This is a genomic window from Zhongshania aquimaris, assembly GCF_019312595.1.
Taxonomy (GTDB): Bacteria; Pseudomonadota; Gammaproteobacteria; order Pseudomonadales; family Spongiibacteraceae; genus Spongiibacter; species Spongiibacter aquimaris.
Window position 1 is genome coordinate 1,288,156 of sequence record NZ_JAHWDQ010000001.1, and the last position, 24,785, is coordinate 1,312,940.

The following is a 24,785-nucleotide window of genomic DNA, read 5'->3' on the forward strand; positions in this document are numbered from 1 at the left end:
CTACACTAGGCCTCCGTTTTTACATGAATGGCCGGAACAACCCCCTGTGAAAATTAGTCACTACGCTTTTGTTGCAGTCGCCGGCGCCAGCCTTACCCTCTCACTCGCCCCCTTTGATTGGTGGTGGACAGCCATCATCGCCATGGCCGCCCTCGCTGCCAGCTTGAACAGCGCAACAGCTAAACAAGGATTTATGCTCGGCTGGACCTTTGGCAGTGCCAGCTTTGCCACTGGCGTGTCCTGGGTTTACGTCGCCATGCACGATTTTGGTGGCACGTCCGTCGCGCTAGCCATACCTATGACGGCACTATTCTGCATAGGTTTGGGCCTAGTACCCGCACTATTTGCTTATATTTACTGCCGCTGGGTTCGCGATGGCATCGCCGGTAAAACCTTGGGCTTTGCCGCAATGTGGGTGCTAGCGGAATGGCTGCGCGGCTGGATATTTACCGGCTTTCCCTGGCTTTATCTGGGCTATGGCCACCTACATACCGCTATGGCGGGATGGTCGCCAGTCATCGGTGTTTACGGCCTAAGTTTTTGGGTCGCGCTAAGCGGCGCAGCCATCGCCTTTAGCATTACCGCGCCCGCCCAATTAAAACGCCACGGCTATGCCAGCATCGCCGCCTGCCTTGCCTTATTCGCCTTGGGATTCTCACTGCAAAATAACGAATGGACCACCGCCGACGCCAAGCCGCCACTGCGCATAGGCGCCGTGCAATCCAATATTTCGCAGGAAAAAAAATGGGCCTACACCCAGTATTGGGCAACCCTAGAACAATACGATCTCGCGTCTGAAGAACTGTGGCCAGATTCCGACTTAGTGATTTGGCCGGAAGCGGCTATTCCCACGCTTTATCACAACGCCCTGTCTTATTTCGAATACATCGCCGAACGCGCCGAGGCCAATAACAGCGCCCTTATTACCGGCGTACCCACCCGCACAAAAGAAGACATGCACAACTCGGTCATGGTCATTAGTGGCGGCGAAGGCATATACCACAAACAACGCCTTGTTCCCTTCGGCGAATACGTGCCGCTAGCGCACTATCTTCGCGGCCTCATTGCCTTCTTCGACCTCCCCATGTCGAGCTTTAACCGCGGCGACCCAGACCAAGGCCACCTGCAAGTTAAAGGGTGGCAACTGGCGCCCTCCATCTGCTACGAAATTGCGTATCCAGACTTAGTAGCCCAAAGCGCCCGCCACAGTGACCTGCTATTCACCATAAGCAACGACGCTTGGTTCGGTCACTCCATTGGACCGGACCAGCACATGCAAATGGCACAGATGCGCGCACTGGAAAACGGTCGCGAACTCATTCGCGTCACCAGCACGGGCATTACTGCCATTGTCGATCACCATGGCAATATCCGGACGCGTATTCCGTCGTTTACTGCCGGCAACTTAAAAGGCGTTGTTCACGCCCGGAGTGGCACTACGCCATATACGCGTTACGGCTCAACGCCGATTATTGTTTTGTGTTTTGGATTGGTGATCTCTGCTAGGTTTTTGCGCCGGTCGAATCCGGCGTGATTAAAACAAATATCTAACTTTCTCAGAACGCCAGATGAAAATAATCGGTTAAGAAGCGTATTTAACAACTTTATCGCAAGATTCAAGCAACATAAAATGAGTTGCGGGATTGAGCCAGAATGCTTTCGCTAGGTATTCAACAATGCATTACAAAGAAATCGACTTCCGTTCCACTCCATTACGTACACTGTGTACGGCAACAACAAATGTCGTTTCCGAACTTATTCATCTTTCCAAAAATGGCGTAATGGATGGGATTACTGCAATGGAATATGCAGAATATTTCTACGGAGCTGCATTGGTAGCTTGTCAGACCTACGCCGCGGGCACAGTTAGTGACATAAACGAAATTGAAAAGGCTAACTATAAGAAAATTGATTTATACAAATACCAGGAAACCAACTGCCACGAGTATACCTACGTGGAACTGATCAATTCTCTTGCTAACTACTTTAAGCACAACGAAGAGTGGTCTGTTTGGCCCGTTAACGAAACAACCAAGACTCTTCGCCACTACCACATAGACGAAAATACTGATTTTCCGCTGTATCAAGGAATTAAAACGATTATTGGCGAGTCACCTGATGTTCGTCGCTTATGTGAAGTACTAGAAGATTGGCGGTTTTCTTTGCTAAACACGCGACGCAAAAATATCTAGCTACATATCAAAGTCATTGCTTTCCTATATCACTTTTATCATATCCTGCTAGCTTGTGTTTCGCCCCGATGGGCGACTTACTTCTTTTACGAAAAAAGAAGTAAGCAAGAAATTCGCCCGCTATCACTCACCCTTCGGGTACCCTGCGCATCTCAAAATCCAATGGGATCGCTGCGGAACTCGCCTTCGGCTCAGACAGTCCTCGCTAAAAACATCCCATTGAATTTCTGCGATGCTCAGTGACTTCAAAAGCGGGACTAAGATTGGTGCCATCTTCAGGCACTAGACAAATAATTTCATATAACCTGGATACTCGCAGCTTGCGCCAACTTCCCTTCAGCGCCGCTGAGCACTGCAGTAAGTAACGGATTAGAGCGAGAAACTGTTTGAGCCGAAGGCGAGTTTTTCACGCGCCGTTACTTGCGAAGCGCGGGGAAAAAACGGCAGGATAGCCGTTTTGAACGCCCGAAGGGGCGGCCTTTAGGCCGAGGGGCAGGAGGCCCCGAGTTATATCGATGGCGTCTTTTTGCCATCGACGGTGATGCAGGGTGCCTTTTTTCTTTGCTTACTTTCTTTTTGGGCATGCAAAAAGACAAAGTTTTCTAATTGATCGCCGCTTTTTGGCGACCCGTAGGGTGAGGCACGTAGTGCCGAATAAAGTAAGTCGCCCAGCTGGGCGAAACAAGGGCTTGCAGCAACCCGACAAGTTGAAGATTAGGTTTCTTAATAAAGGCATTCACTTCGCTAATCTGGATCCCCGATCAGGGTCGGGTATGACCGGGAACTATAGAATCCTGACCCAATCAAGCCTGGTTTTTACCACCACACCCACGGCTCGCGTCGCAGGCGCGAAAATAGGCACTTATTCATAGCCCGCTTAGCTGCTAGAATAAGCGCCCTTAACTTATACACCCGCTGTACAGAGACCTGACACCGCCAATGGACCACCAATACGCCCCACGCGACATCGAAACCTGCGCTCAACAGTTCTGGCAGGAGCAAAACTGCTTCGCCGCCGTTGAAGATACCAGCCGCGAAAAATATTACTGCTTGGCGATGTTTCCCTACCCCAGCGGCAAGTTGCATATGGGTCATGTGCGCAATTACAGCATTGCCGATGTCATCTCGCGATACCAGCGCATGCTGGGCAAGAACGTGTTGCAGCCTATGGGTTGGGATGCCTTTGGTTTACCGGCTGAAAACGCGGCGGTCAAAAACAAAACCGCACCGGCTAAGTGGACGGTTGAAAACATCGCCTATATGCGCGATCAGCTTAAACAACTTGGTTTCGCCTACGACTGGCAGCGCGAGTTTGCCACGTGCAAGTCCGATTACTATCGCTGGGAACAGTGGTTCTTCACCCGTCTTTACGAAAAAGGCATGGTCTACAAAAAGACCTCCGCGGTGAACTGGTGCCCAGTCGACGAAACTGTGTTGGCCAACGAGCAGGTTATCGACGGCTGCTGCTGGCGCTGCGACACCCAGGTTCAGCGCAAAGAAATACCCCAGTGGTTTATTAAAATCACCAGCTACGCAGATCAATTAGTGAATGATTTGGATCAGCTCGACGGCTGGCCAGAGCAAGTTAAGACCATGCAGCGCAATTGGATTGGCCGTTCACAGGGCGTGCAAATGCGATTTGATCTGGACGCTCCTGTCGCGGGAATGGGCGGTTTTGAAGTCTACACAACCCGTCCAGATACCCTTATGGGTGTTACCTACGTGAGCCTAGCCGCAGAACACCCCATTGCTCTGGAGCTTGCCAAAAGTAATCCAGCGCTGGCCGCCTTCATCGACGAGTGCCGCAATAGCTCCGTCGCCGAGGCCGATATGGCGACCATGGAAAAGAAAGGCATGTTCACCGGCCTTGACGCTCGCCACCCCATCACCGGTGACGCCGTGCAGGTTTGGATCGCTAACTATGTGCTGATGGATTACGGCACCGGCGCGGTCATGGCGGTACCAGGCCACGATCAACGCGATTACGAGTTCGCGAAAAAATACGACCTCGCTATCAACCAAGTTATCGCCCCCGAAAATGGCGACACCGTCAATTTGGAAGACGGCGCCTTCACCGACAAAGGTATATTGGTTAATTCCGCTACCTTCGACGGACTAAATTTTGACGCGGCGTTTAAAGCGATTTCTGATGAACTCGTCGCGCAGGGTAAAGGCAAAGTCACGACCAATTACCGCCTTCGCGACTGGGGTGTTTCCCGCCAGCGTTACTGGGGCGCGCCAATCCCGATCTTTAATTTACCCGACGGCGGCGAAATTGCCGTGCCGGCTCACAAGCTCCCGATCCTGTTACCAGAAGACGTGGAAATGGACGGCGTGCAGTCGCCCATCAAGGCCGACCCAGAGTGGCGCAAAGACGAACTCGACGGCGTCGCGGTCGAGCGCGAAACCGATACCTTCGACACCTTTATGGAGTCCAGCTGGTACTACGCGCGCTTTACCTGCCCCGACTTTGAAGACGGCATGCTTGATCGCGACCGTGCGAACTACTGGCTGCCAGTAGACCAGTATGTCGGCGGTATTGAACACGCCATTCTTCATCTTTTGTATGCGCGCTTCTTTCACAAATTAATGCGCGACGAAGGCCTGCTGGATTCTGACGAACCGTTTAAGCAGTTACTTTGCCAAGGCATGGTTTTGAAAGACGGCAGCAAAATGTCCAAATCCAAGGGCAATACCGTCGATCCGCAAGCCTTAATTGAGCAATACGGCGCAGACACCGTGCGCCTTTTCATTATGTTTGCCGCACCACCGGAGCAAAGCCTTGAGTGGTCTGACAGTGCTGTTGAAGGTTCACACCGGTTCTTGAAGCGGCTGTGGAAACTGGCCGCAACGCATCTTGAAGCCGGTTCAGCGCCAGCGCTAACACCAGAAAATCTGAGTGGCCCGCAGCAGGATTTACGCCGCAAAACTCATGAAACCATCGCTAAAGTCAGCGATGATTTCGGCCGCCGCCTGACCTTCAACACCGCAATTGCAGCAGTGATGGAACTGGTAAATGACGTCAGCCGCTTCCAGCGCCAAAGTGAGCAATGCCTGGCTGTTGAGCGCGAGGCCATTGAAGCCACTGTGCGCCTGCTCGCCCCCATTGTGCCGCATATCAGTCACCAACTTTGGCTAAACCTGGGCCACAGCGATGCGGTTATTAATGCGCCTTGGCCGCAGGTAGATGAGTCTGCCTTAGTGCGTAACACCATTGAAATGGCGGTACAGGTCAATGGTAAACTGCGTGCTACCATTGAAGTCGCGGCCGATGCCGATGGCGAGAGCATCAAAAAATTAGCCCGTGAGCAAGAGAATGTGCAGCGCTTTCTGACGGACTTAACCATCCGCAAAGAAATTTTGGTCCCCAAAAAACTGGTGAATATCGTTGCAAACTAAGCTGACACGTTTTTCGTTTATCGCTGCAGCCTGCTTAATACTGGCGGGCTGTGGCTTTGCTCTGCGCGGTGACAGCAGTATCGACGCCAAGCTACAGCCAATTTACGTTGCCAGTGATCGCGAAAGCCAAGAGCTCAGCTCGTCGCTTAAACGCCAATTCGCCATAAACGATGTCGCAGTTAGCAAGCGCCGCAAAGAAGCAAAATTAATAGTTATTGTTAAATTATTAGACGAAGAAAAGCGCAGTGTCGCCCTTGATCGCGAGGCCCGCGACGCCGAGTATGCGCTGTTTGAATCGGCCAGTATTGAACTGCAAAGCCCCGACGGCACGAATCTGCGCGGCCCACACACACTGCAGCAACGTCGTCTGATTGTGAATGACCCCGACAACCCCGTCGGCGAAGAAACTGAGTCCACTATCGTGCGCGCCGAAATGCGCGAGCAGCTGAGTATTCGTCTCGCACGACAGGTCGAGTTCTGGTCTCATCAACTCCAAGACCAACCCTGATGCGAATTCGTTCGGAACAACTCACCGGACACCTCAGCAAGCAATTGCTGCCTGCCTATTTGATCACTGGCGACGAGCTACTTATTACCCAAGAGTGTTGCGACACCATTCGCCAGCACTGTCGCAAAGAAGGTATTAGCGAACGCGAAGTACTCAATGTTGACCGCAGCTTCGACTGGGGCCAACTACTAGACTCCGGCCAATCCATGTCTTTATTTGGCGACCGCAAACTCATTGAGCTGCGAATTGGCGATAGCAAGATGGACCAGAAAAGTTCAGCGGCCCTGCAGGAATACCTAGGGCATGTAGACGGCAGTAATATTTTGCTAGTGAGTTGCGGCAAACTCGACAGCCGGAGCATGAACAGCAAATGGGTGAAAGCCCTCGACGCGGCTGGCGCAGTCATTCAAGTGTGGCCAATAGAGCGCCAACACTTAGATAACTGGATCATGCAGCGCATGCGCAAGATCGGCCTCAACGCCGACAGCGACGCAGTGCAACTGTTAGCTGATCGGGTTGAAGGCAATTTACTCGCCGCTGACCAAGAAATTGCTAAACTCAAAATACTGGCGGGCGAGCGCAGCATCACCGCCGACGTCGTCGCCAATGCGGTGGCGAGCAGCGCGCGCTACGATGTGTTTAAACTAATCGACACCGCACTGGCAGGCAATGCTGGTAACGCTCTGCAAATGCTCAATAGCTTGCAGGCCGAAGGGGGCGAAGACATCGCCATGCTCGGCGCAGTAACGCGGGAAATTCGCACCCTGTATCAGTGCGCGCAGCAATTAGAACAGGGGGGCGGCATAGATCGCGTGCTAGATGGCGCTCGGGTTTGGGACAAGCGCAAGAGTCTCTACAAAAATACCCTGCGCCGTTTGAAAAGCGCCCAGCTCGGCAAACTTCTGCAACTTGCCACCCGCATAGACGCCGCCCAAAAAGGGCAAAGCAAAGAGAACGCAAGCATCCTCTTTGCTAACTTGGTGTCGCTGTTAGCCGGTCAAAAGCTTGCAGAAAAGCTTTAACCGACAGGCCGGCTTCAGCCGCCGATTCCCTCCAACCCACCCGCCAAGCTACCAAATAAACCTTCCAAGGCCGACAGCGGCAAAGTACCCAAGCCCTGCAGTAGCGATGGCAACAGCAGCGTGTCTAGGTCATAAGTCACTTCGCGAACAACTGCCAGCAACGCCGCGCTAATGAACTTTGGACCAAGACCAATTGCATCACTTACTTCTGCGGGAGCGAATTCTTCAATTGGAATAACTTTCAAAAGTAGATTCGCTAATAAATCGTCGTTGGTAGATACCACAACTTGACCCACCTCGCTGGTACTCACATTGCCCGTTGCATCAATCACGCGGGTAACATCAAATAATAGCTCCGACAGTAAGCTCAGCGATCCGCCCACCACCGGCACGCTGCCGCCCTCTTCCTCGATGCTGTCAACGATGCCCTGTATATTGGCTGCCAGCCTGTTCAAAGGATCTGTGAGGCCGCGCAGATCTGCACTAGCGGGATCGTCATCGCTACCCGTTTCACCAGTAAACTGCTCCAGTGCGGCGGCAAGCTGATCAAATGGCGCGGGTAAACCCTCGCTGCCAGCGTCGGGAATCGCATCCTGCAAACTTTGCAATGCATACAGCAAAGCCTGGCTCGCCCGCTCACCCCCGGCCAGGGCCAACTCGGGATTTTGCTCAGTCGCCGCGCCCTGCAAGCCACTTAGCAGCGAATCGACCACTTCCAGCAGTGCATTGCCCGACTCACCTACCGCCGCGACTAGCCCCGCTAAATTTTCCTCTGGAATCGCCCCAGCCAAACTTGCAAAGCCATCGGCAAACTGGCTTTGCACCGGATCGAGATTGCCCTCTTGATCATTAATATCAAAATCTGACCCGCCATCTAAGGGGTTGGTAAAACCGTCGGTCTCCGGCAACCCCACCGCAGCTTGCTGGCTTTGCTCACGGCGAAACGCAGGCTCGGGAGCGCTTAGCGAACCCAAGCCGAGGGCCGCGTCGTCGGGGTCAACTTGATAGACTTCACCGACCATTTTGTCGCCCTTAATCTCGACCCAAACGAAACCGTAGCTATCGCCCTTTTCATAGTAAACAGCATTGTCGTCACGGTTTTCCAAGCTTCGGGTTTTACTGGCCGCACCAGAGACAATAAAGCCGGTTTTTCCGCAAGACGCGACAGGCAGCAACCATTGTAAATCGTGGTCGTGGCCAGCAAAAAAGAAATCCGCCTTATCGCATAAGGTTTCTTCTAAAAATGATTTATAGCGGCTACCCGCCAACACCGGCGCAATAAAACCGGGGATGCCGTCGTAGTTGCCTGCATTGCCGTGGCTACCATTAGAAAGGTAAGGATGATGGGCAAAGGCGATTTTCCATTTTGCCTTGCTGCTGGCCATAGCGGCCTTCAACCACTGCGCCTGAACCAATCCGTAGTTGTTATACGAGTAATTTTCATCGCTGTCAGGAAAGCCGCCCGCAATTTGATTCGAATCGACACCGAACAATTCCACTAATGGCGCGGACGCATCACCGCCTTGGGTAAACCGGTAATAGCGCGCCGGCATTTTCCAGCGCGACGTCTGCCGAGGCTGCTCTGGGTGCAAGGCATCGCGGTAGTGATAATCGACTTGGAAGTCACCATTGGAGTTATTAGCACCATCGCCACCAAAGAAACCACTGTTGTCATGGTTTCCCAACACCATATAAAAAGGTAGATCGATGGGAGCAAACGGCAATTCAAATTTCTCTTCAAACTGCGGATCAAGCTCAGAACTCACACCCGATTCGTAAATATTATCACCGAGCCCCAGCACTAAATCACAGCCCTTAGCCGCGCACACCTTGGCAACGGCCTCGCCCACCGCATAAGCGCCAGCACTGCCGCTACCGCTATCGCCGAGTAGCACTATTCGCACCACCGGCTCGGCGGCCTCATCGGGGGTTTCATCGGGAGTTTCATCCACCACACCATCGTCTACTGGCGCTGATCGACTTGAAGACGAACCACCGCAAGCAGCCAAGGTCATGATCAAGGCAATTAGCAGGGGCGTGGCTAGTAATTTATCTCGATTGTTCATTACTTCTCTCTCAACTACTTATATGCGCCGTTAGTGTATAAGTGGCGCCATGTTAATCGCTATTCGCTCGGTCACACTTTGGGATATGACACCGGCGTATCTTCGACGAGCCGACTGCTACCGCTGTTCACCGCCAAGCGCTTCACCTTGCTAGATTCAACACCAGATTGCTCAGCCGAATCTATATTCTCCGCGTAATAAAACTCAGCCTGTGCACGCTGATGGGTAACGTCCATCAAAATAAAACCGTGATTCTTTAAGTCGGTATATTTCATATGGGGATTAACCACCGGCAATACCGCAGAAACCAACTCCGCTGCACCATCAGGAAAGCCCGGCGACGTTACGCTAGGCGCCACAAATTCAACCCCCAAGGGTTCATCAAGCACACCACCGGTCAGCACCGCGCTACTTTTGTAAAGCTCGCTCGCCCAACTGGTGTGAATATCACCGGTGAGTACGACCATATTGCTGATAGCGTTGTCTTCAACAAAGTCGAGAATCTCTTCACGCTCTACCGGGTAGCCGTCCCACTGATCCATATTCACTGCTACCAAAGGACTAAAATCATTGGTCGGCACACCCGGCAATAAACGCTGAATTTCCAGTAACTGTAACTGGGCAAACATGACTTGCTGGCCAACAAACTTCCACTGCCCCTGCGCGGTCGCTAGCTTATTTTTGAACCATTCCTTCTGAGTTTGACCGAGTAAATCACGCGCATCACTGCGGGCCGGGTCAACTGGATTCTCCAACTGCTTTACGCGTCCCTCCAAGCGGGTATCCAGCATGATGAAATCCGCTAAATCGCCGTAGCGAAAGGCACGATAAATACGGTCTTCGCTCTCCGTTGGCGGGCGAATGGGCATCCATTCAAAGTAGGCCTGAATCGCCTGTGTTTTACGCGCCAACCACTCGCCTTCACCTTCGCTATGATTTTCTGCACCGTCTTTATAAGAATCATTGGCAGACTCATGATCATCCCAAATCGTAATAAAAGGATGGATTAAATGCGCTGCCTGCAAGTCGGCATCTTTACGATAATGGGCGTAGCGACGACGATAATCGTCCAACACCAAAATCTCGTGGGGAGGATCGAGCAAGCGTGCCGGATTATCGCCGTATTCACCGTCGCCGTACTCGTATATGTAATCGCCCAAATGCAGAACAAAATCGAGATCAGAGCGATTGGCGATCATACGGTATACAGAAAAATAGCCATGGGGATAACTGCTACAAGAACACACTGCATAACGCAGACGTTCAGCGTATTGACCCGGCATGGGTAATGTTTGCGCACGGCCTACCGGCGACTGCTGACTACCAACGGAAAAGCGATACCAATAGCGCTGCTCGGACAACAAACCCGCCGCATCAAACTTAACCGTGTAATCGCGCTCGGCATTTGTCGTAAAGACTTCTGACAGCACAATCATGTCGAACTCTGGGTCTTCTGCCACTTCGCACAACACATTGATAGCACCAGCAAATTCAGGCTCTGGCGTAACGCGGGTCCACAGTATCACCCGGTCGTCTAAAGGGTCGCCGCTGGCAACGCCATGAATAAATGACACCTCGGTATCCGCTACCGGGGGATTAGACGAACCGCGAGCTCCAGAGTTGCTGCTACCACCACAGGCTGTCAGAATTGGCACCGCAATAGACGCTGTGGTCATGGCGCGTAGAAAATGTCGTCGTTTCACGTAGAGCTCACTGCTGCCGTCATCAAAAAGTAACAGTATGATAACTTTTCGGTGTTACAAATACATTTCAATTACAATTCATCAACATCGAGGGAGAAACACCCCAGCAATGAAAAAGCTTTGTATTATAGTGACATGCGTCCTATTAGCGGCCTGCAGCAGCAAGCCAATTCCGTTTACGGATTATCTGGTCAAAAATTTACTGCGCGACAACCTCGAAGGAATGGCAAAACCGCCAATTTTCTCGGTCGAAGACATCACCGTAAAAACCCTCGAAAGCACTGAAACCACGGGTATAGCGACCGCCGATGTCAGACTGCGATTCCCAGAAGACTTCGATACGGTTGTGAGTCTGCGCAGACTGGAACCCTTCAACGTAGCCTATCTGCAATACAAAAGCAGCTTTGGCAAATTCACCGCTGGCGAAAGCCAAGTGCACCACGCTGAATACCAATTTGAACGTCGCGACGGTAAGTGGTTTATCGTTGGCAGTCGCGCGATTGCCGCTCCAGAGATTTTTCACGCGGCGGGTAGTCCAGCGACAAAAGAATAAATAACTACTGAGATAAGCGGCGCGAGAACGCCAGGTCAGGCACCAAATACCGGAGCGGCCATTCAAATACTGACGAAACGTCACCGATCAGGACGCGCCCCTTGTCGATACTCAGCTATCTTGGCTCTTGCACAATAGCAGTCAGTCGGCACCCCGCAAAACAGGCCGAATCACGCCAAAAGCTAACGTACAAATCAGTTTGACAGCCACCTGCCGAGCGCGATTTGCAGTCACCCATAGTACATAAGTACGAATAGTTCTCGCTTTCTCCCATTTTCAGTAGACCGTGGCTCCTTAATTCGATCAGACTGGGGCTAAACCATTGATTTGTAGAAAGTCAGGTCTATGATAGGGGGAAGGGAGCTTTTCGCGAGATAGTGGGAGCGAGTCTTGATATCATCTCAAGTCGAATTGACGCCACATCATCAACCTACTGAATTTTATGTTATTTCTGGGGAAGCTGAATGAGCTCTCTCCAGAGATAGGGTGCCAAGGTGATATAAGGCCCTAGTCTTCATAACAAAACTGTTGGGCTTCACCGAAAACAAGCGTATGGTGGGGACTCTCAACCGCAGGAGATGTGCCATGGTCACAGTAGCGTTGTTCGTCCGCTTGGAAGCGAAGCCCGGGAAAGAGAAAGAAGTAGAGCAGTTTCTGCTTGGCGGGCTTCCGCTAGTCCAAGCGGAGCCTGCCACTACCGCATGGTTCGGTATTCGTTTGGGGCCATCCACGTTCGGCATTTTTGACGCCTTTCCCGATGAGGCGGGCCGTCAGGCGCATCTTGCTGGCAAGGTCGCTGCTGCCCTCATGGCGCAGGCAAGCGACCTTTTTTCCTCACCGCCGTCCATCGAGAAGGTTGACGTTCTAGCGGCCAAGCTGCCGGGTTAGTAAAGCCCAACAAGACACTCCAGCCGCCGTTTTGCCTTTGCTTCGCTAAGGCAAAACGGCGGCTGAGTTTGGGCGTTAAATGCTCATGAGTACTAAAGAAGAAATATTCAAGTATCACGAGTTGGCAAAGGATGCGGGTAATAGACTCCGCTCGTACATTTTGTCGGTTTCGTCAGGGGCTACAGGCGTGTTCTTTCTAGCACTTACGACAACTTCTGAAAATACGGTCTCTGATACTCAGAAGTGGCTGCTTGGTATGGCGCTCGTTTCGTTTGTTGCAACTGTAGGCTTGTGCTTATATGAGCTTCGAATAGATGCACAACGGTTTTTCTTTTTGGCTAAGGAATTAGAGAAGCCTGCTGAAAATAGAAACTGGGATAAGAACGAGTACTTCAAATCAAAACGATTTTGGCTAATCCATGCATCGTACGTAACCCTTGGGGCTGGCATATTGGCCACAAGCATTTATTTGGTTCTGGCAATTGTTGGCATTTAACAAGGTGTTGTAGTCGCAGCGCGAAAAAGCTCGCGCTGCTGGGACGCCTTCGCTGGCGCTCCGGCGCCCCAAAACACGGCGTTAGGCGGCCGGGTTCGGCCCTATTATCACGGGATGTCCTGTATCGGGCGCCCCCATCCAGGGGCAAAATCAGACGATGAGCTGAAAGCAAATCCAGAAAATCATGCCGACCTGGGCAAGGAAGAACGTAGCACGTGATAGCACAAACGCCGAGGCAGTGCTTATGAGATGTGACAGGCTCTGCCCCACGCGCGCAAGCAGGATGAACATCGCAAGACTATCTACCACAGGGCTCTTGCCCATGAGCGCGGCAACCACCACCACGCCTGCGAAAAGCGGAAAGTTTTCCACGCAGTTCAGGTGCGCGCCCTTGGCGCGAACCATGAAGGCCGGGTCGCGGTTGACCTCAGCGCGCTCCCAGTCTGAGAACTTGCGGCCTCCGAAAAGCGCCATTGGCACGCGAGGGAATGCGTAAGACAGCGTGAGAAGTTGTATCCACACCACGTAAAGCACCACTGCAATGAATCCGGTCATAATCTTTCCTAGTATTTGAATTTGCATTTATTGTACGTACACAGCCTCCGAACAGATGCAACGCATCGCACGGCGCTGGACACAGTTGATGACAAGGGTACGGTGGCAGAACAATACGTCCGCGTCGGCAGTTTCGGGAGAGCTCCAGGGGTCGTGGAGGACTTCCGCCTAACAATTCGCTGTACTCGGACATATTTTTCGTTGCCTGCGGCAATCCAAAATATGCCGGTAAGCTCAGGCGTTGAGGCTGTAGAAAAACTAAAACTGAATTATGGCGAATTTGTTTGATCGTATTTTAAGCTAAAATAGGCGTGTTTTTCGAAATCTGGCCGATTTGACATGCGAATAACCTCCAGATTTCGAGTAGGAACACGAATGTATTTTAATTTTTGGAGTGGCTGGAGTTTTTCTACAGCCTCGTTATGTGCTTAGCTCAGTAGTGATACCGTAGTTGCGCAATAAGAATGGAGTCTTGATGAATTTTATAAACAATTCGATGCTCGTCGTTAATTCGCCGAGACCAATACCCAGAAAGGGCGTGCTTCAAAGGCTCAGGCTTGCCAATCCCCTCAAATGGTTCTCTCTGAATATCCTTGATAAGTACATTAATACGTTTAAGCATCTGCTTATCAGTCTTTTGCCAGTATAGGTAATCGTCCCATGCCTTCTCTGCAAAAATTAATTTCACTCAATCAATTCCTTTGGCTGACCTTTTCCATCTTCAAGTTCGGCAATAGACTCAATCAAGCGCCGTGTATTCTTAGGGCTTCGCAGCAAGTAGGCGGTTTCTTCCAAGGCCTGGTAGTCGTCCATCGAAATCATTACCACAGCGCCTTCGCCTTTGCGGGTGATAGCCACAGGGGCGTGGTCGTTACATACCTGCTCCATAGTCTTGGCAAGATTGCTTCGGGCGGCGGTATAGCTTATGCTTTCCATCATGATTTACCTGTACATGTACAAAAATATGTACATATGATATCAGCACATAACAAGTGGGTCAATACGACTCCAAAAACCTGCGGTTTTTTCCGCGTATTACCCAAGCGTTGAGGCTGTAGAATTACTAACGGGAATTTTCAAGGCCCGGTTCTGGTTGATTTTTGATCTGTAAATAGGCCGATTTTTTGAAATAGGAGGAGATTCAGATGCGTTATTTGCGGGGATTTCACGCAGGAGCGCGTAATTTTCAAAGAAGTGGATTGGCTGGAGTTTTTCTACAGCCTCGTTATGTTTCAGGATAGCTCGGAGTAAAAATGGATATCGACATCAAACCACCGGAAGGCATGAAAACAGTGATGTGTGACAACAAGCCTGTTGGCTATGTCAAAGATGTCGAAGACCTAGAAGAGGCCGCCAGGCTTGCTCAAGAACTACTCAAGCCTAAAGGGCTTTGGCGCGACATACCAAAGGCAGAGATGATCTATAGTCAGGCTCAGTCATTTGCTAATGCATCAGCACATATATATGAGAAAGATTTAAAGTCGTTACCAAGAAACCCGCAAGGCATCACTCCTTTTGTCGTTAATGCGGCCTTCAGCGCCGAGATGTATCTCAAGTCCCTTCAAGAAATTCATGGTGAGGTAACAGAATCTCATGTTTTAACTGCCTTGTTTAAGTCGCTGCCTAACAAAGTAAAAGACAGAATAAACAAAACCTGTAAAAGCTTTGAGAGCCAGTACGAGGTAGAAAAAGGCGTTCTGTTCAAAGACCACCTTAAAAGCATTAATCATGCTTTCGTGAATTGGCGGTACATCTATGAAAAGAGCACTGAGTACGTCAACATTCAACAAACCATCTTTGTTCTACAAGTGCTGCATGAAACTGCAGCCATAGAGCTAGGCATAAAAACATAACAAGGCCAGCCAGAGGGACCAAAAAACCGCCGCTTCGCTCTGGTTCTTCGGCCACTGCTGGTGGCGTTAAATGCCTCAGATAGCGCAACTTTGCTCAACTTGAAGTACCTGCATAAGCCTACCACTTGCCAACAATCCTGCAATTGTTGTAGTCATTTCAAAGATTTCTATTTCTGAAAATTTATTTTTAAGTTTTGTAAAAAAAGCATCATCGATTCTTAAATGATCTTGAATAAATAATTCTGCATATTCAATACCAAGCTTTTCACTAGCGTTTAATATTTCGCTTTGTTGCCAGTTAGTAACAGCCTCGTAAAACTCCTCATCAATGCCGGCGGATAACAGCTCCGGAAAACGAAATTGAAGGCATATTTGGCATTGATTAATTTGAGCGACTCGCATCCTTATTGCTTCACGTACTCGAACATTCAAACTTGACTTTGAGTATATTGCATCAGCCAACACGGCCATTGCGTTGCCCATACTAGGCTGCAACCCTAGCAAGCGGATACTCTCCGGATCATCACCTGTGGGTATATCTATACGTGCCATTATCTCACCCCACCCCTATAGTTACTTTAAGTTACCATTGTTTATCGTCTATGTTAACGTGTCAATAAGGCACTTTTTTGTTACTTAACTATAACTGGGAGACTCGTTGAGAATACGCTATGAAACCACAACAAAATGTTACGAAAAATAGTATTTTTCCTGATAACGAAAACTGTTCGGTCCGAGATGTTTTGTCCAAACTAACAAGTAAATGGCCGATGCTTATTTTATTTGCACTACTGGATGGGCCTGAAAGGTTTTCATCGTTACAACGCAGAATCGAGAATATATCGCGCCGCATGCTGACAGTATCACTTAGACAATTAGAGCGTGACGGCTATATACATCGTCAGGTATACCCTGAGGTTCCGCCACGAGTAGAATACACACTGACGAAAATGGGTAACACGGCTACGATTCCACTAATAGAATTGGTGGGTTGGGCTGAGAGAAATCACAATGAAATACGATCTTGTAGAGAAAAGTTTGATGCCGATAAATAGTTTTTCGGTATGTTAGTGTTTGTATTTAACAAGCCAAAGAAAAACGCTGTTAATAGACGCATTTAACCCCGTGACTACCAACATCCCAATACTGGTTTTAAGTTTTTACGCGCATACACAGATTAAGCTTTCCCACCAAAAACCCTAGTAATGGCTACCCAACTGCACCCACGGTGTTTTACCTTGCTGGTGATACACCGTAAAGCGCGTGAGTCCTGCATAGGGAACGCCCAATCGTGTCATCGCACCCATCGGCATGCCCAACCAATGGCAAATCATGACCCGTATCACCGCCCCGTGCGCAACCAGTAACAAAGATTGGCCTTGGTGATGTTCTGCAATGGTATCTAACTCGGCGGTAATGCGCTGACAAAAATCAGGCATAGGTTCACCGTTAGGCGGGCTTGCCTCTGCCGGTGATTCCCAAAAATCTGCCCACTCTTGGGGAAAGCGTTGACGAGCGACGTCGTGCGCTAAACCTTCCCAGTCACCAAAGTGCATTTCACGAAGTTCGTCACGTACGGTGAGTGGTGTATCGCGCTCTGCTGCCAGCATTTCTGCAAAGCGGTGGCAGCGCTTTAGTGGTGAACTTAGAATGCTGTCCCAGCGGGTATCGCCCATGCTCGCCACTTTATCTCGCATTTGCTGCCAGCCAAGCTCACTCAGCGCCACGTCGGTGCTACCCCGAAAAATTTCACCGCCCTCGCAGGCGCCGTGGCGAAGCAGATCGATACGCGTTGTGGTTACCTTAGCCATTGCGTTTGTCCCAACTTAATTATTGCCACGACTTACACCGGCTTGCTCAAAACTCGCCATTTCAATTTGCAGTCGACAGGCTGCTTGCATAATAGGTAAGGCCAAGGCGGCACCACTGCCTTCTCCAAGGCGCATATCTAATTGCAACAGCGGTTCTGCTTCCATTTTATTTAATAAGCGACTGTGACCTGGCTCTGCAGAGCAGTGGGAGAAAAACAACCAAGGCCGAATTGATGGGTTTATACGCACTGCCGACATGGCCGCCGCCGTGCAAATATAACCGTCGACCAAAACTGCTATGCCCTTTTGCGCGGCGTGAATATATGCCCCAGCCAAGGCGCTAATTTCGTAGCCACCGATGCGACGCAAAACTTCCATGCCGTTTTTCATGTGAGGCAAATGGCGTGACATGGCGCGGGTTACCACCGCTGATTTTTTGGCGAGCATTTGATCACTTATGCCGGTGCCGCGACCGACCATGGCTGTGGCTGATAATCGCGTGTGCGCAACCGCCAGAGCCGCCGCCGAGGTGCTGTTGCCAATCCCCATCTCACCGCCGATAAAAATATCGATATCGCCAGCTTGATCAATGATATCGCGGCCGACTGCCATAGCTTCTTCGCACTGTTCCATGGTCATGGCTTCGGTGACACACATATTTTGGGTGCCTGCCCCAACGCGCATATCCAGGACATTCGGCAAGTCTTCCAGTGCGTACACAGTACCTACATTTATGACTTTAAAATCTGCACCCAAGGCCTTGGCGAGTACGCTAATCGCGGCGCCACCTTTGGCGAAGTTACGTACCATTTCGGAGGTAACCGATTGCGGATAGGCAGATACGTCCTCGGTAGTCACGCCGTGGTCTCCGGCAAATACGGCGATCAACGCTTTGTTTACGTGGGGTTCCAAGGTGCGCTGAATAGACGACAGTTGAATAGCGACGTCTTCCAATCTTCCCAATGCACCTATCGGTTTCGTTAGGCTCGCTTGGCGCGCTTGCGCCGAAGCGCGAAATTCTTCGTCAGCTTCAGGCGCCGACTCCTCATACCAATGTGACATATTTTATCCCTTCAGAACCTGCTCTAAACCCGCCGTTACCAACACAACTCGATCTGCCATCGCGGCTAAGTCCTGATGCAAGCGCCCCGATTCATCGACAAACTGCCGACTCAATGTACCCAGTGGCACGATACCCTGCCCCACCTCGTTGCTAACCAATACTATGCGGCCCTCTGCGCGACGTAACACCTGATAAAACTCATCGCGCACAGCTTGCCAACTCTTCAGATCATCTTTCATTAGCCAGTTGCTCAACCAAAGCGTTAAGCAATCAACTAGAATAGCGGTATTTGGCGTCGCGTGACGCCGAATTGCCGACGCAAGCTCCTCGGGCGCTTCAATCGTCTGCCAGCCATCGTTGCGTCGCTGATACTGATGGTGAGCAATTCGCGCTGTCATTTCCTCATCGCCGGCCGTGGCAGTTGCGATATAGATACGCTGAGCATCGTCTGCACCGCCACTTATGCGTTGCTCTGCCAAGCGACTTTTGCCCGACCGCGCGCCACCAATATACAGTTCCAACACCTCAATGCCCCCGCTATATGGCCGCCAATACTGCCACCAAAAGGTGATCTGACGTATAGTAAACCGCTTATTCTACAAGACTGGTCGCAGCAGAGGGAAATATGGGACATCGATTATCGAAGATTTATACTCGCACCGGCGATGATGGTACCACCGGACTCGGCGATGGCTCGCGTATCGATAAAGATCACCACCGCATGGAAAGTATCGGCACAGTCGATGAGCTTAACTCCGTGATTGGACTATTAATGGCCGAACTCCCCAGCGACGATGCCTACATGGCACTTCTCGCGCGTATCCAACACGATTTATTTGATCTGGGTGGGGAGCTAGCCGTACCGGGTTACACCATGATTAGCGCCGAGCGTATTGGCGAGCTTGAGACGAGTTTAGACGAGTTAAATGAAGACCTACCGCCACTCAAAAATTTTATACTTCCCGGTGGCAGCAAAACTGCAGCACTCTGCCATATGGCTAGATCTGTCTGCCGTCGCGCCGAGCGCTGCTTGGTCGCGCTTAATAAAACCGATGAAGTTAATGCTACGGGCCGCCAATACTTAAACCGGCTGTCTGATTTTTTATTCGTGATGGCCAGGCTGCTGGCACGTCGCAATGGCGGGCAGGAAGTGCTGTGGCTGCAAGCGGATAAGCGTTAGGCCAGTCAAATATCGACCTTCCCGTTTTTGTCGCAATGCCGACAAAAACGGGAAGCTAATCACCACCTCACGCAAAAATTACCCCACTAAATAATCACCAAAGCCACGCAGCGCCCCTAACACCGCTACTATCGCCGTATTTCGCTTTAAGCAACTGGGTTTCACAACTGTCGCTAAAAACAAACTCGTGCCAATACTGCGGGACTTTTTGATAAATAATATCGATATTAGAGACCCCGCCACCCAAGACAATGGCCGCAGGGTCTAACAAATTAATGACCCCGGCGAGTGCCTGAGCTAACTGCCGACAATAAGTGTCGAGCACGGTTTCTGCCAAGCCCTCTCCAGCGGCCGCTCGACGGGCAATTTCAGGCGCCTTAATCGGCTCCCCGCCCGCAACAAGATAGCTCTTCGCCAAACCAGCACCACACAGATAAGTTTCTATGCAGTTTGTGCGGCCACAGTAACAAAGACGCTCTTCGCTCACGCCGGGCATCGGATTGTGGCCCCACTCGCCAGCAATACTGTTCACACCAGCCAGCACTTTTTTATCAATGACAACGCCGCCACCGGTGCCAGTGCCAATAATGACACCAAACACGGAAGAGTATTCTGCGCCAGCACCGTCAACCGCCTCCGACAAGGCAAAGCAATTGGCGTCGTTACTAAAGCGCACTTCGCAGCCAAGTCGTTTACCCAAATCTGCTGGCAGCGCACGACCGCTTATGGCGAGGGTATTACTATTTTTAATTAAGCCGGTGAGGGCAGACACCGCACCCGGCCCACCCAAGCCAACGGTGGCTCGACCGCCCGCTTTGCACTGCAAGTCCTCAACCAATTCGGCAATAGACTCAACGACCTGCTCATAACTATGGGCAGGGGTAGCGACCCGCTCGCGCGCGATCTGCTGGCCATTTTCATCTAGTAATACGCCTTCTATTTTTGTTCCGCCAAGATCAACGCCTATTCGCAAACCGCATTCCTCAAACAATAAGTAAGGGACTCATCCCTAGATCAACTGCACTACCGCTACCACACAAACCCACACCAGCAAGCTACGTGATAACAAGTGCTGCACCGCTAACAATTCTTCCGTCGCTAATTTTACAAATTGCTCGCCATCTACCTGCCCTTCCGGCAAATACACCGGCAGTGCTTTCATGCCGACGTCATCAAGAATTTCCGCAGAAGGCTGTTGACTTTCAACATGCTCACGCCACGCAGAAATACACGTATCAAAGTTACCTATAATGGCAAAGGCAAAACCCAGCAAGCGAACCGGCAGCCACTCCATATAAAATAAGGCGACCGCCGCCCGATCGCGATCCTCTTGCCTTAGCTGATCATCATTCGCCAACAGAAACAGCAGGCGGTAAGCCAATGCCGCAGCGGGACCGGCCAATACAAACCAAAACACTACCGCAAACCAGCGCTCAAAGCCTTGATAAAACATCGCTTTGCGCACACTTAAATGCAGTTGCAGGGCATTTTCCGCACCGGTTTCGCACAGCTCTGTGCTAAAACCACGACCATGCTGGTAGGCGCCTTCTAAATCTCCGCGCTGCCAGCTATTCAGATAGAGCTTTAGTTGTATCTGAAAATCGCCGCGGCCCAAGCTGTAGAGCAATAGTGCGACGCTAAGCAAAAATACCGGCAGACCAAACAGCAAAGGCCCGAGCAACCACAGCACGGCAAACACCGACAACACTGGCAAGGCTACCAGCATTAGCAACCGAAGAGTGGAGCTGCCCATATCAGATGTCATTGCGCGGTAGCGCGCAAACCACTGATCTTCTTGGATAACGCCACCGCTACCCCAAAACTGCACAGCCGCCCAAGCGATTAGAATGGCAAAGAATTCCATGATTTATCCCAATGCGTTTTTATAATAGGCCCAATCAAAGGCCGACCCAGGGTCAGTTTTCCGGCCCGGCGCTATATCGCAGTGGCCAACTATACGTGCTGTGAGGATAGCAGGATAGTAGCGCTGTAGGCTTTGCGTTACCGCAATTAGCTCTCGATATTGCTCATCGGTGTAAGGGATATCATCGCTACCTTCCAGCTCGATACCAATACTGAAATCATTGCAATTATCCCGCCCCTCAAACTGTGATACACCGGCATGCCAAGCCCGATCGTTGAACGACACAAACTGGTTTATTTTACCATCACGCTCGATAAACAAGTGCGCAGAGACCGTCAAGCCCTGCAGATCGGCAAAGCTGTTGTGAGCACTGCAATCTAGACAATTAGTGAACAGCTCATGCACATGAGCCCCGCCAAAGTGACCCGCAGGCAGACTGATATTGTGAATCACTAGCAAGCTAATTTCAGCGCTATTTGGACGTTGATTATAATTTGGCGATGGATGCTTATCTGCATTAGCCAGCCAACCCGAAGCTTCAATCAGGTACATACGCTGCCGCCATAATACACCCCACTATGTTTGCCGCCGCCATGGCATGAATACGCTGAGATTACCCTGCCGGATTGTGTCTTGCAAAACCTCATCACCAAATCGCGCAGCGAACCGAGCACTCCTTCAACATGATATTGAAGGAGTGCTAGGCATTCTCACTAAATACAGCACCCGCGTCGTCATCAATCAATCGCAATAGGCCCTCCTGCACCATGGTTGCGACCAGCTCGCCGCTTTGCGCATACATATGACCAATCACCAATGAGCGCTCGCCAAAGCTATTTACACTGTGGATATCGTAAAGATGCCAATTGTTTAAATTAATAGGGCGATGCATCCACATTGAATGATTTAGCGTGGCCATTTGCGATGGCTGCGACGAAATTAGCTCCCGAAAAGGCAGCGATGCCGTGCGAATGAAATTGTTGTCACAGATATAAGCCAGTATCGAGCGCTGCAAGGCTTGCTCATTAGGCAAGGTATGCTTCGCTCTCATCCACATACGTTGCACCGCTGGACGGTTATTAAGCTCTATATAAGAAGGCTGATCAATGCATCGGAAGTCAAAAACATTGTTCGTTACCAAAAAATGGTATAGACCATTCAAGCCCAGCTGCTCAAATTTTTCACGGTAGGACGCCAGCGAGGGGAGTGACTCTGGCTCAGCAACGGCGGGCATTATCGGTTGCTGATCAAAGCCCTGGGCGTCGATGTGAAAAGAGGCATCCAAGGTCAGTAATTCCCGACCTGCCTGCACGGCGGACACGCGACGAACGCTAAAATTTCGACCATCTCGAAGCGTCGCGACTGCGTAATGAATAGGCTCTTGTAAATTACCAGCGCGCAAAAACTGTGCACTCAAGGAATGGCACTGACGCCCCTCAACCAGTTGGCAAGCGGCGGATAGTGCCTGCCCCATAACCTGACCACCAAAAACACTATTTTTTGTCGCGGAATAAAGGCTGTGGCCAATAAACTCCTTATCGGCTATACGCTCCATTCGCAAATGCCCGCAAAAGTCCTCGAGCAAACTCATAACACCATCTCTAACATCATATGTGAACCACGGCCTTTAAAAATTGATCATAGGATACATCAGCTACTTCGCTAATTTGCAGTCTGGTGTTTTAGAACACGGGGTTATTTCACTTGCGCCCACAGCGACATTAAGTTTGTTATGATCGAGCGATGCCCTAAGTAACAATACGTTCGGAGATATTAATGCGCGTTATCACGGTAAATAAACCAGCCTCTCTAGATAACTTGCCTGTCACTGAAACGGCCGATCCAGCCCCTGGCAACGGCGAAATTCTCGTTCAGTGGCGGGCCAGTTCGCTAAACTACCATGACTATCTTGTCGCCAATGGCAGCCTGCCCGTGGTCGATGGGCGCATCCCACTTTCCGACGGCGCTGGTGACATTATTGCAGTTGGCGACGGCGTGACAAAGTGGCAAGTCGGCGACAAAGTCATGTCAGCGTTTTTCCCCAATTGGATAGAAGGTCACGCTAATAAAGCTAAGACCCTAGCCCTTTTAGGTGACACCGTCGACGGCTGCGCCGTAGAAAAATCCTGCTTATCGCAAAACTCTGTCACTGCCATTCCCAAAGATTACAGTTACGCAGAAGCCGCTACACTCCCCTGCGCGGCATTAACCGCATGGCGCGCTCTTATTGTTGAAGGCGGCCTACAAGCAGGCGAAACGGTATTGGTAGAAGGCTCGGGTGGCATGTCGGTTTTTGCTTTGCAAATAGCTAAAGCAGCGGGCGCCTACGTATACGCTACCACCTCGACCGATGACAAGCTTGAACAGCTTAAATCACTAGTACTCCTTCAGCATGATATTGACGGGTACAGTCAGTCCTACGGCGGTTCAGTGCGAGACGTTTTCTCGAAAGCATAGCGGGCCTATGGTGAGAGGAAATAACGAAGCAATGGACTGCCGTAGGGCTGACCCGCAGGGCGCCAAGCAGGCCGCCCCCTGCGGCGTTGCACTGGCTTGACGTAGGCCCACTATGCCTGCGCCAGTGCGTCTTGCAGGGAACGGCCTGCTTGGCGCTGAACCAGTCAATATCGTGTTGAAGGAGTACTAGGTGCAGACGTCGTTATTAATTACAAAACTGACCCTGAGTGGGGAGTCACCATAAACAAACTTTCCGGCGGTGGTGTAGACCATGTATTGGATATCGGCGGTGGCACCACCCTCGCCAACTCCGTTGACGCAGCCCGCATCGGTGGCCATATTTCACTGATAGGTATTCTCGGCGGCTTCACCGCAGAATTGATGTTACCCAAACTGTTTACCAAACAAATACGAATGACCGGTTTATCAGTCGGCAGTGTCGAAATGCAAAATGCCATGGTGAGATCCATTAACATATCCGGCATTCGCCCGGTTATTGACCGCAGTTTTAGTTTAGAAGAACTTGGGGCCGCGTTTCGATACCAGGAAACGGGTAAGCATTTTGGCAAGATAGTGATTGCGTATTAATAGCCCGCAAGCACAAGACTTGATAACTCATCGAAATGGCGGATAGTCATATCCGCCTGATCTGAAAATGTCGCACTGCGCTTGGGGTCATATAAGCAACTGCGCATCCCCGCCGCTTTCGCAGCCTGTAAATCGTACAGGTAATCACCCACGTAAATGGTATTCGCTGGTGATACTGAAAACCTTGCCGCTAACATCAATAAGCCTTCAGGGTCTGGTTTCGCGGGAGCATCTTCACGACTGATGACCTCAAGCGCCGGAATCGCCAAACGATTTTTGCAAAGCTCAAAAGCAGCTCGGGTATTTCTCGTGACAATTCCCGTTGCAAGGCCCCGCTCAACCAATAACTCCAGCAGAGCCTTTGCCCCAGGCATCCACACCGAGCTCGCTGCGCCAGCCATTTCAAATTCATGAATAACTTGCTCTGCCGCAGCTCGCTCATCTGGGCATGGCAAATTAGCGAGATACGTCAATAAATCTACGTTAGTGGGCCACCCCAACTTGGCGCGCAATGCTTGAAAATTTAAGCCAGAATCAACCAGCGTACCATCTAAATCGAACAGAACTGCGGAAATATGTTTTAACAT

The 24,785-nt window shown here is 50.8% G+C and carries 26 protein-coding genes and 1 pseudogene; 13 read left to right on the plus strand and 14 right to left on the minus strand.

The annotated features are described in order from the left end of the window. Window positions 1-46: 46 nt before the first annotated feature. From lnt to holA, 5 genes are all read left to right on the plus strand, one after another. Window positions 47-1,534 carry an apolipoprotein N-acyltransferase gene (gene lnt, locus KXJ70_RS05875; RefSeq protein ID WP_219042497.1) on the plus strand — a complete coding sequence of 496 codons (1,488 nt, stop codon included), beginning with the start codon at window positions 47-49 and terminating at the stop codon, window positions 1,532-1,534. Window positions 1,535-1,676: 142 nt separating this feature from the next. Beyond that, window positions 1,677-2,192 (plus strand): hypothetical protein, encoded by a 516-nt coding sequence (locus tag KXJ70_RS05880; RefSeq protein WP_219042498.1) that lies wholly within the window; start codon window positions 1,677-1,679, stop codon window positions 2,190-2,192. A gap of 939 nt (window positions 2,193-3,131) precedes the next feature. Next, on the plus strand, window positions 3,132-5,591 hold the full coding sequence (leuS, locus tag KXJ70_RS05885) for a leucine--tRNA ligase (RefSeq protein WP_219042499.1): 2,460 nt from the start codon (window positions 3,132-3,134) through the stop codon (window positions 5,589-5,591). Continuing rightward, window positions 5,581-6,099, plus strand: a complete 519-nt coding sequence (locus KXJ70_RS05890) for an LPS-assembly lipoprotein LptE (protein ID WP_219042500.1) — start codon at window positions 5,581-5,583, stop codon at window positions 6,097-6,099. The genes leuS and KXJ70_RS05890 overlap by 11 nt, the downstream gene beginning before the upstream one ends. Continuing rightward, the gene (gene holA, locus KXJ70_RS05895) at window positions 6,099-7,121 is read left to right on the plus strand and encodes a DNA polymerase III subunit delta (RefSeq protein ID WP_219042501.1); all 1,023 of its coding nucleotides are present in this window, start codon (window positions 6,099-6,101) and stop codon (window positions 7,119-7,121) included. The genes KXJ70_RS05890 and holA overlap by 1 nt, the downstream gene beginning before the upstream one ends. Before the next feature lie 14 nt (window positions 7,122-7,135). Here holA and KXJ70_RS05900 read toward each other — a convergent pair whose 3' ends face one another. Continuing rightward, window positions 7,136-9,187 carry a metallophosphoesterase gene (locus tag KXJ70_RS05900; RefSeq protein ID WP_219042502.1) on the minus strand — a complete coding sequence of 684 codons (2,052 nt, stop codon included), beginning with the start codon at window positions 9,185-9,187 and terminating at the stop codon, window positions 7,136-7,138. A gap of 71 nt (window positions 9,188-9,258) precedes the next feature. After that, window positions 9,259-10,890, minus strand: coding sequence for an alkaline phosphatase D family protein (locus tag KXJ70_RS05905; protein WP_369409751.1), 1,632 nt, complete (start codon window positions 10,888-10,890; stop codon window positions 9,259-9,261). A 109-nt stretch (window positions 10,891-10,999) separates the two neighbouring features. On the opposite strand from KXJ70_RS05905, the gene KXJ70_RS05910 reads away from it, so the two are divergent. From KXJ70_RS05910 to KXJ70_RS05920, 3 genes are all read left to right on the plus strand, one after another. After that, the gene (locus KXJ70_RS05910) at window positions 11,000-11,443 is read left to right on the plus strand and encodes a hypothetical protein (RefSeq protein WP_219042503.1); all 444 of its coding nucleotides are present in this window, start codon (window positions 11,000-11,002) and stop codon (window positions 11,441-11,443) included. 585 nt (window positions 11,444-12,028) lie between these two features. After that, entirely contained in the window at window positions 12,029-12,331 is a 303-nt protein-coding gene (locus KXJ70_RS05915; RefSeq protein ID WP_219042504.1) for a putative quinol monooxygenase, read from the plus strand. An 85-nt stretch (window positions 12,332-12,416) separates the two neighbouring features. Then, window positions 12,417-12,827, plus strand: coding sequence for a hypothetical protein (locus KXJ70_RS05920; RefSeq protein WP_219042505.1), 411 nt, complete (start codon window positions 12,417-12,419; stop codon window positions 12,825-12,827). Window positions 12,828-12,977: 150 nt separating this feature from the next. Here KXJ70_RS05920 and KXJ70_RS05925 read toward each other — a convergent pair whose 3' ends face one another. The 3 genes from KXJ70_RS05925 to KXJ70_RS05935 form a co-directional block, all read right to left on the minus strand. Beyond that, window positions 12,978-13,382 carry an MAPEG family protein gene (locus KXJ70_RS05925; RefSeq protein ID WP_219042506.1) on the minus strand — a complete coding sequence of 135 codons (405 nt, stop codon included), beginning with the start codon at window positions 13,380-13,382 and terminating at the stop codon, window positions 12,978-12,980. Window positions 13,383-13,815: 433 nt separating this feature from the next. Then, window positions 13,816-14,070 carry a Txe/YoeB family addiction module toxin gene (locus KXJ70_RS05930; RefSeq protein ID WP_219042507.1) on the minus strand — a complete coding sequence of 85 codons (255 nt, stop codon included), beginning with the start codon at window positions 14,068-14,070 and terminating at the stop codon, window positions 13,816-13,818. Then, entirely contained in the window at window positions 14,067-14,321 is a 255-nt protein-coding gene (locus KXJ70_RS05935; protein WP_255558205.1) for a type II toxin-antitoxin system Phd/YefM family antitoxin, read from the minus strand. Before KXJ70_RS05935 ends, KXJ70_RS05930 begins: the two co-directional genes overlap by 4 nt. A 314-nt stretch (window positions 14,322-14,635) precedes the next feature. Here KXJ70_RS05935 and KXJ70_RS05940 point away from each other — a divergent pair, with 314 nt between their 5' ends. Beyond that, window positions 14,636-15,235 carry a hypothetical protein gene (locus KXJ70_RS05940; RefSeq protein WP_219042508.1) on the plus strand — a complete coding sequence of 200 codons (600 nt, stop codon included), beginning with the start codon at window positions 14,636-14,638 and terminating at the stop codon, window positions 15,233-15,235. 75 nt (window positions 15,236-15,310) lie between these two features. Here the strand turns inward: KXJ70_RS05940 and KXJ70_RS05945 are convergent, their stop codons facing one another. After that, the gene (locus KXJ70_RS05945) at window positions 15,311-15,787 is read right to left on the minus strand and encodes a carboxymuconolactone decarboxylase family protein (protein WP_219042509.1); all 477 of its coding nucleotides are present in this window, start codon (window positions 15,785-15,787) and stop codon (window positions 15,311-15,313) included. A 119-nt stretch (window positions 15,788-15,906) separates the two neighbouring features. Here KXJ70_RS05945 and KXJ70_RS19535 point away from each other — a divergent pair, with 119 nt between their 5' ends. Beyond that, entirely contained in the window at window positions 15,907-16,290 is a 384-nt protein-coding gene (locus KXJ70_RS19535; RefSeq protein WP_219042510.1) for a winged helix-turn-helix transcriptional regulator, read from the plus strand. Window positions 16,291-16,434: 144 nt separating this feature from the next. Here KXJ70_RS19535 and cobC read toward each other — a convergent pair whose 3' ends face one another. The 3 genes from cobC to cobU are packed head-to-tail and all read right to left on the minus strand — an operon-like array spanning window position 16,435 to window position 18,633. Beyond that, window positions 16,435-17,046, minus strand: a complete 612-nt coding sequence (gene cobC / locus KXJ70_RS05955; protein ID WP_219042511.1) for an alpha-ribazole phosphatase — start codon at window positions 17,044-17,046, stop codon at window positions 16,435-16,437. A gap of 15 nt (window positions 17,047-17,061) precedes the next feature. Further along, a complete protein-coding gene (gene cobT, locus KXJ70_RS05960; protein WP_219042512.1) occupies window positions 17,062-18,108 on the minus strand; it encodes a nicotinate-nucleotide--dimethylbenzimidazole phosphoribosyltransferase in 1,047 nt (348 codons plus the stop codon). A gap of 3 nt (window positions 18,109-18,111) precedes the next feature. After that, entirely contained in the window at window positions 18,112-18,633 is a 522-nt protein-coding gene (gene cobU, locus KXJ70_RS05965) for a bifunctional adenosylcobinamide kinase/adenosylcobinamide-phosphate guanylyltransferase (protein ID WP_219042513.1), read from the minus strand. Between the two features lie 101 nt (window positions 18,634-18,734). Between cobU and KXJ70_RS05970 the strand changes: the two genes are divergently transcribed. Then, window positions 18,735-19,289: a cob(I)yrinic acid a,c-diamide adenosyltransferase gene (locus tag KXJ70_RS05970; RefSeq protein WP_219042514.1), complete on the plus strand. Its 555-nt coding sequence runs from the start codon at window positions 18,735-18,737 to the stop codon at window positions 19,287-19,289. A gap of 94 nt (window positions 19,290-19,383) precedes the next feature. Here the strand turns inward: KXJ70_RS05970 and KXJ70_RS05975 are convergent, their stop codons facing one another. The 4 genes from KXJ70_RS05975 to KXJ70_RS05990 form a co-directional block, all read right to left on the minus strand. Then, entirely contained in the window at window positions 19,384-20,262 is an 879-nt protein-coding gene (locus KXJ70_RS05975; RefSeq protein WP_219042515.1) for an ROK family protein, read from the minus strand. 36 nt (window positions 20,263-20,298) lie between these two features. Continuing rightward, window positions 20,299-21,153 carry a regulatory signaling modulator protein AmpE gene (gene ampE, locus KXJ70_RS05980; protein ID WP_219042516.1) on the minus strand — a complete coding sequence of 285 codons (855 nt, stop codon included), beginning with the start codon at window positions 21,151-21,153 and terminating at the stop codon, window positions 20,299-20,301. 3 nt (window positions 21,154-21,156) lie between these two features. Next, window positions 21,157-21,705 carry a 1,6-anhydro-N-acetylmuramyl-L-alanine amidase AmpD gene (ampD, locus tag KXJ70_RS05985; RefSeq protein ID WP_219042517.1) on the minus strand — a complete coding sequence of 183 codons (549 nt, stop codon included), beginning with the start codon at window positions 21,703-21,705 and terminating at the stop codon, window positions 21,157-21,159. 148 nt (window positions 21,706-21,853) lie between these two features. After that, window positions 21,854-22,744, minus strand: a complete 891-nt coding sequence (locus tag KXJ70_RS05990; protein ID WP_219042518.1) for an acyl-CoA thioesterase — start codon at window positions 22,742-22,744, stop codon at window positions 21,854-21,856. Between the two features lie 185 nt (window positions 22,745-22,929). On the opposite strand from KXJ70_RS05990, the gene KXJ70_RS05995 reads away from it, so the two are divergent. Further along, window positions 22,930-23,610, plus strand: coding sequence for a zinc-dependent alcohol dehydrogenase family protein (locus KXJ70_RS05995; RefSeq protein WP_219042519.1), 681 nt, complete (start codon window positions 22,930-22,932; stop codon window positions 23,608-23,610). 198 nt (window positions 23,611-23,808) lie between these two features. Next, window positions 23,809-24,198: pseudogene (locus KXJ70_RS06000) on the plus strand (zinc-binding dehydrogenase); the annotation flags it as partial. On the opposite strand, the gene KXJ70_RS06005 reads toward KXJ70_RS06000, so the two are convergent. Continuing rightward, the gene (locus KXJ70_RS06005; RefSeq protein WP_219042520.1) at window positions 24,195-24,785 is read right to left on the minus strand and encodes an HAD family hydrolase; all 591 of its coding nucleotides are present in this window, start codon (window positions 24,783-24,785) and stop codon (window positions 24,195-24,197) included. The pseudogene KXJ70_RS06000 and the gene KXJ70_RS06005 overlap by 4 nt on opposite strands.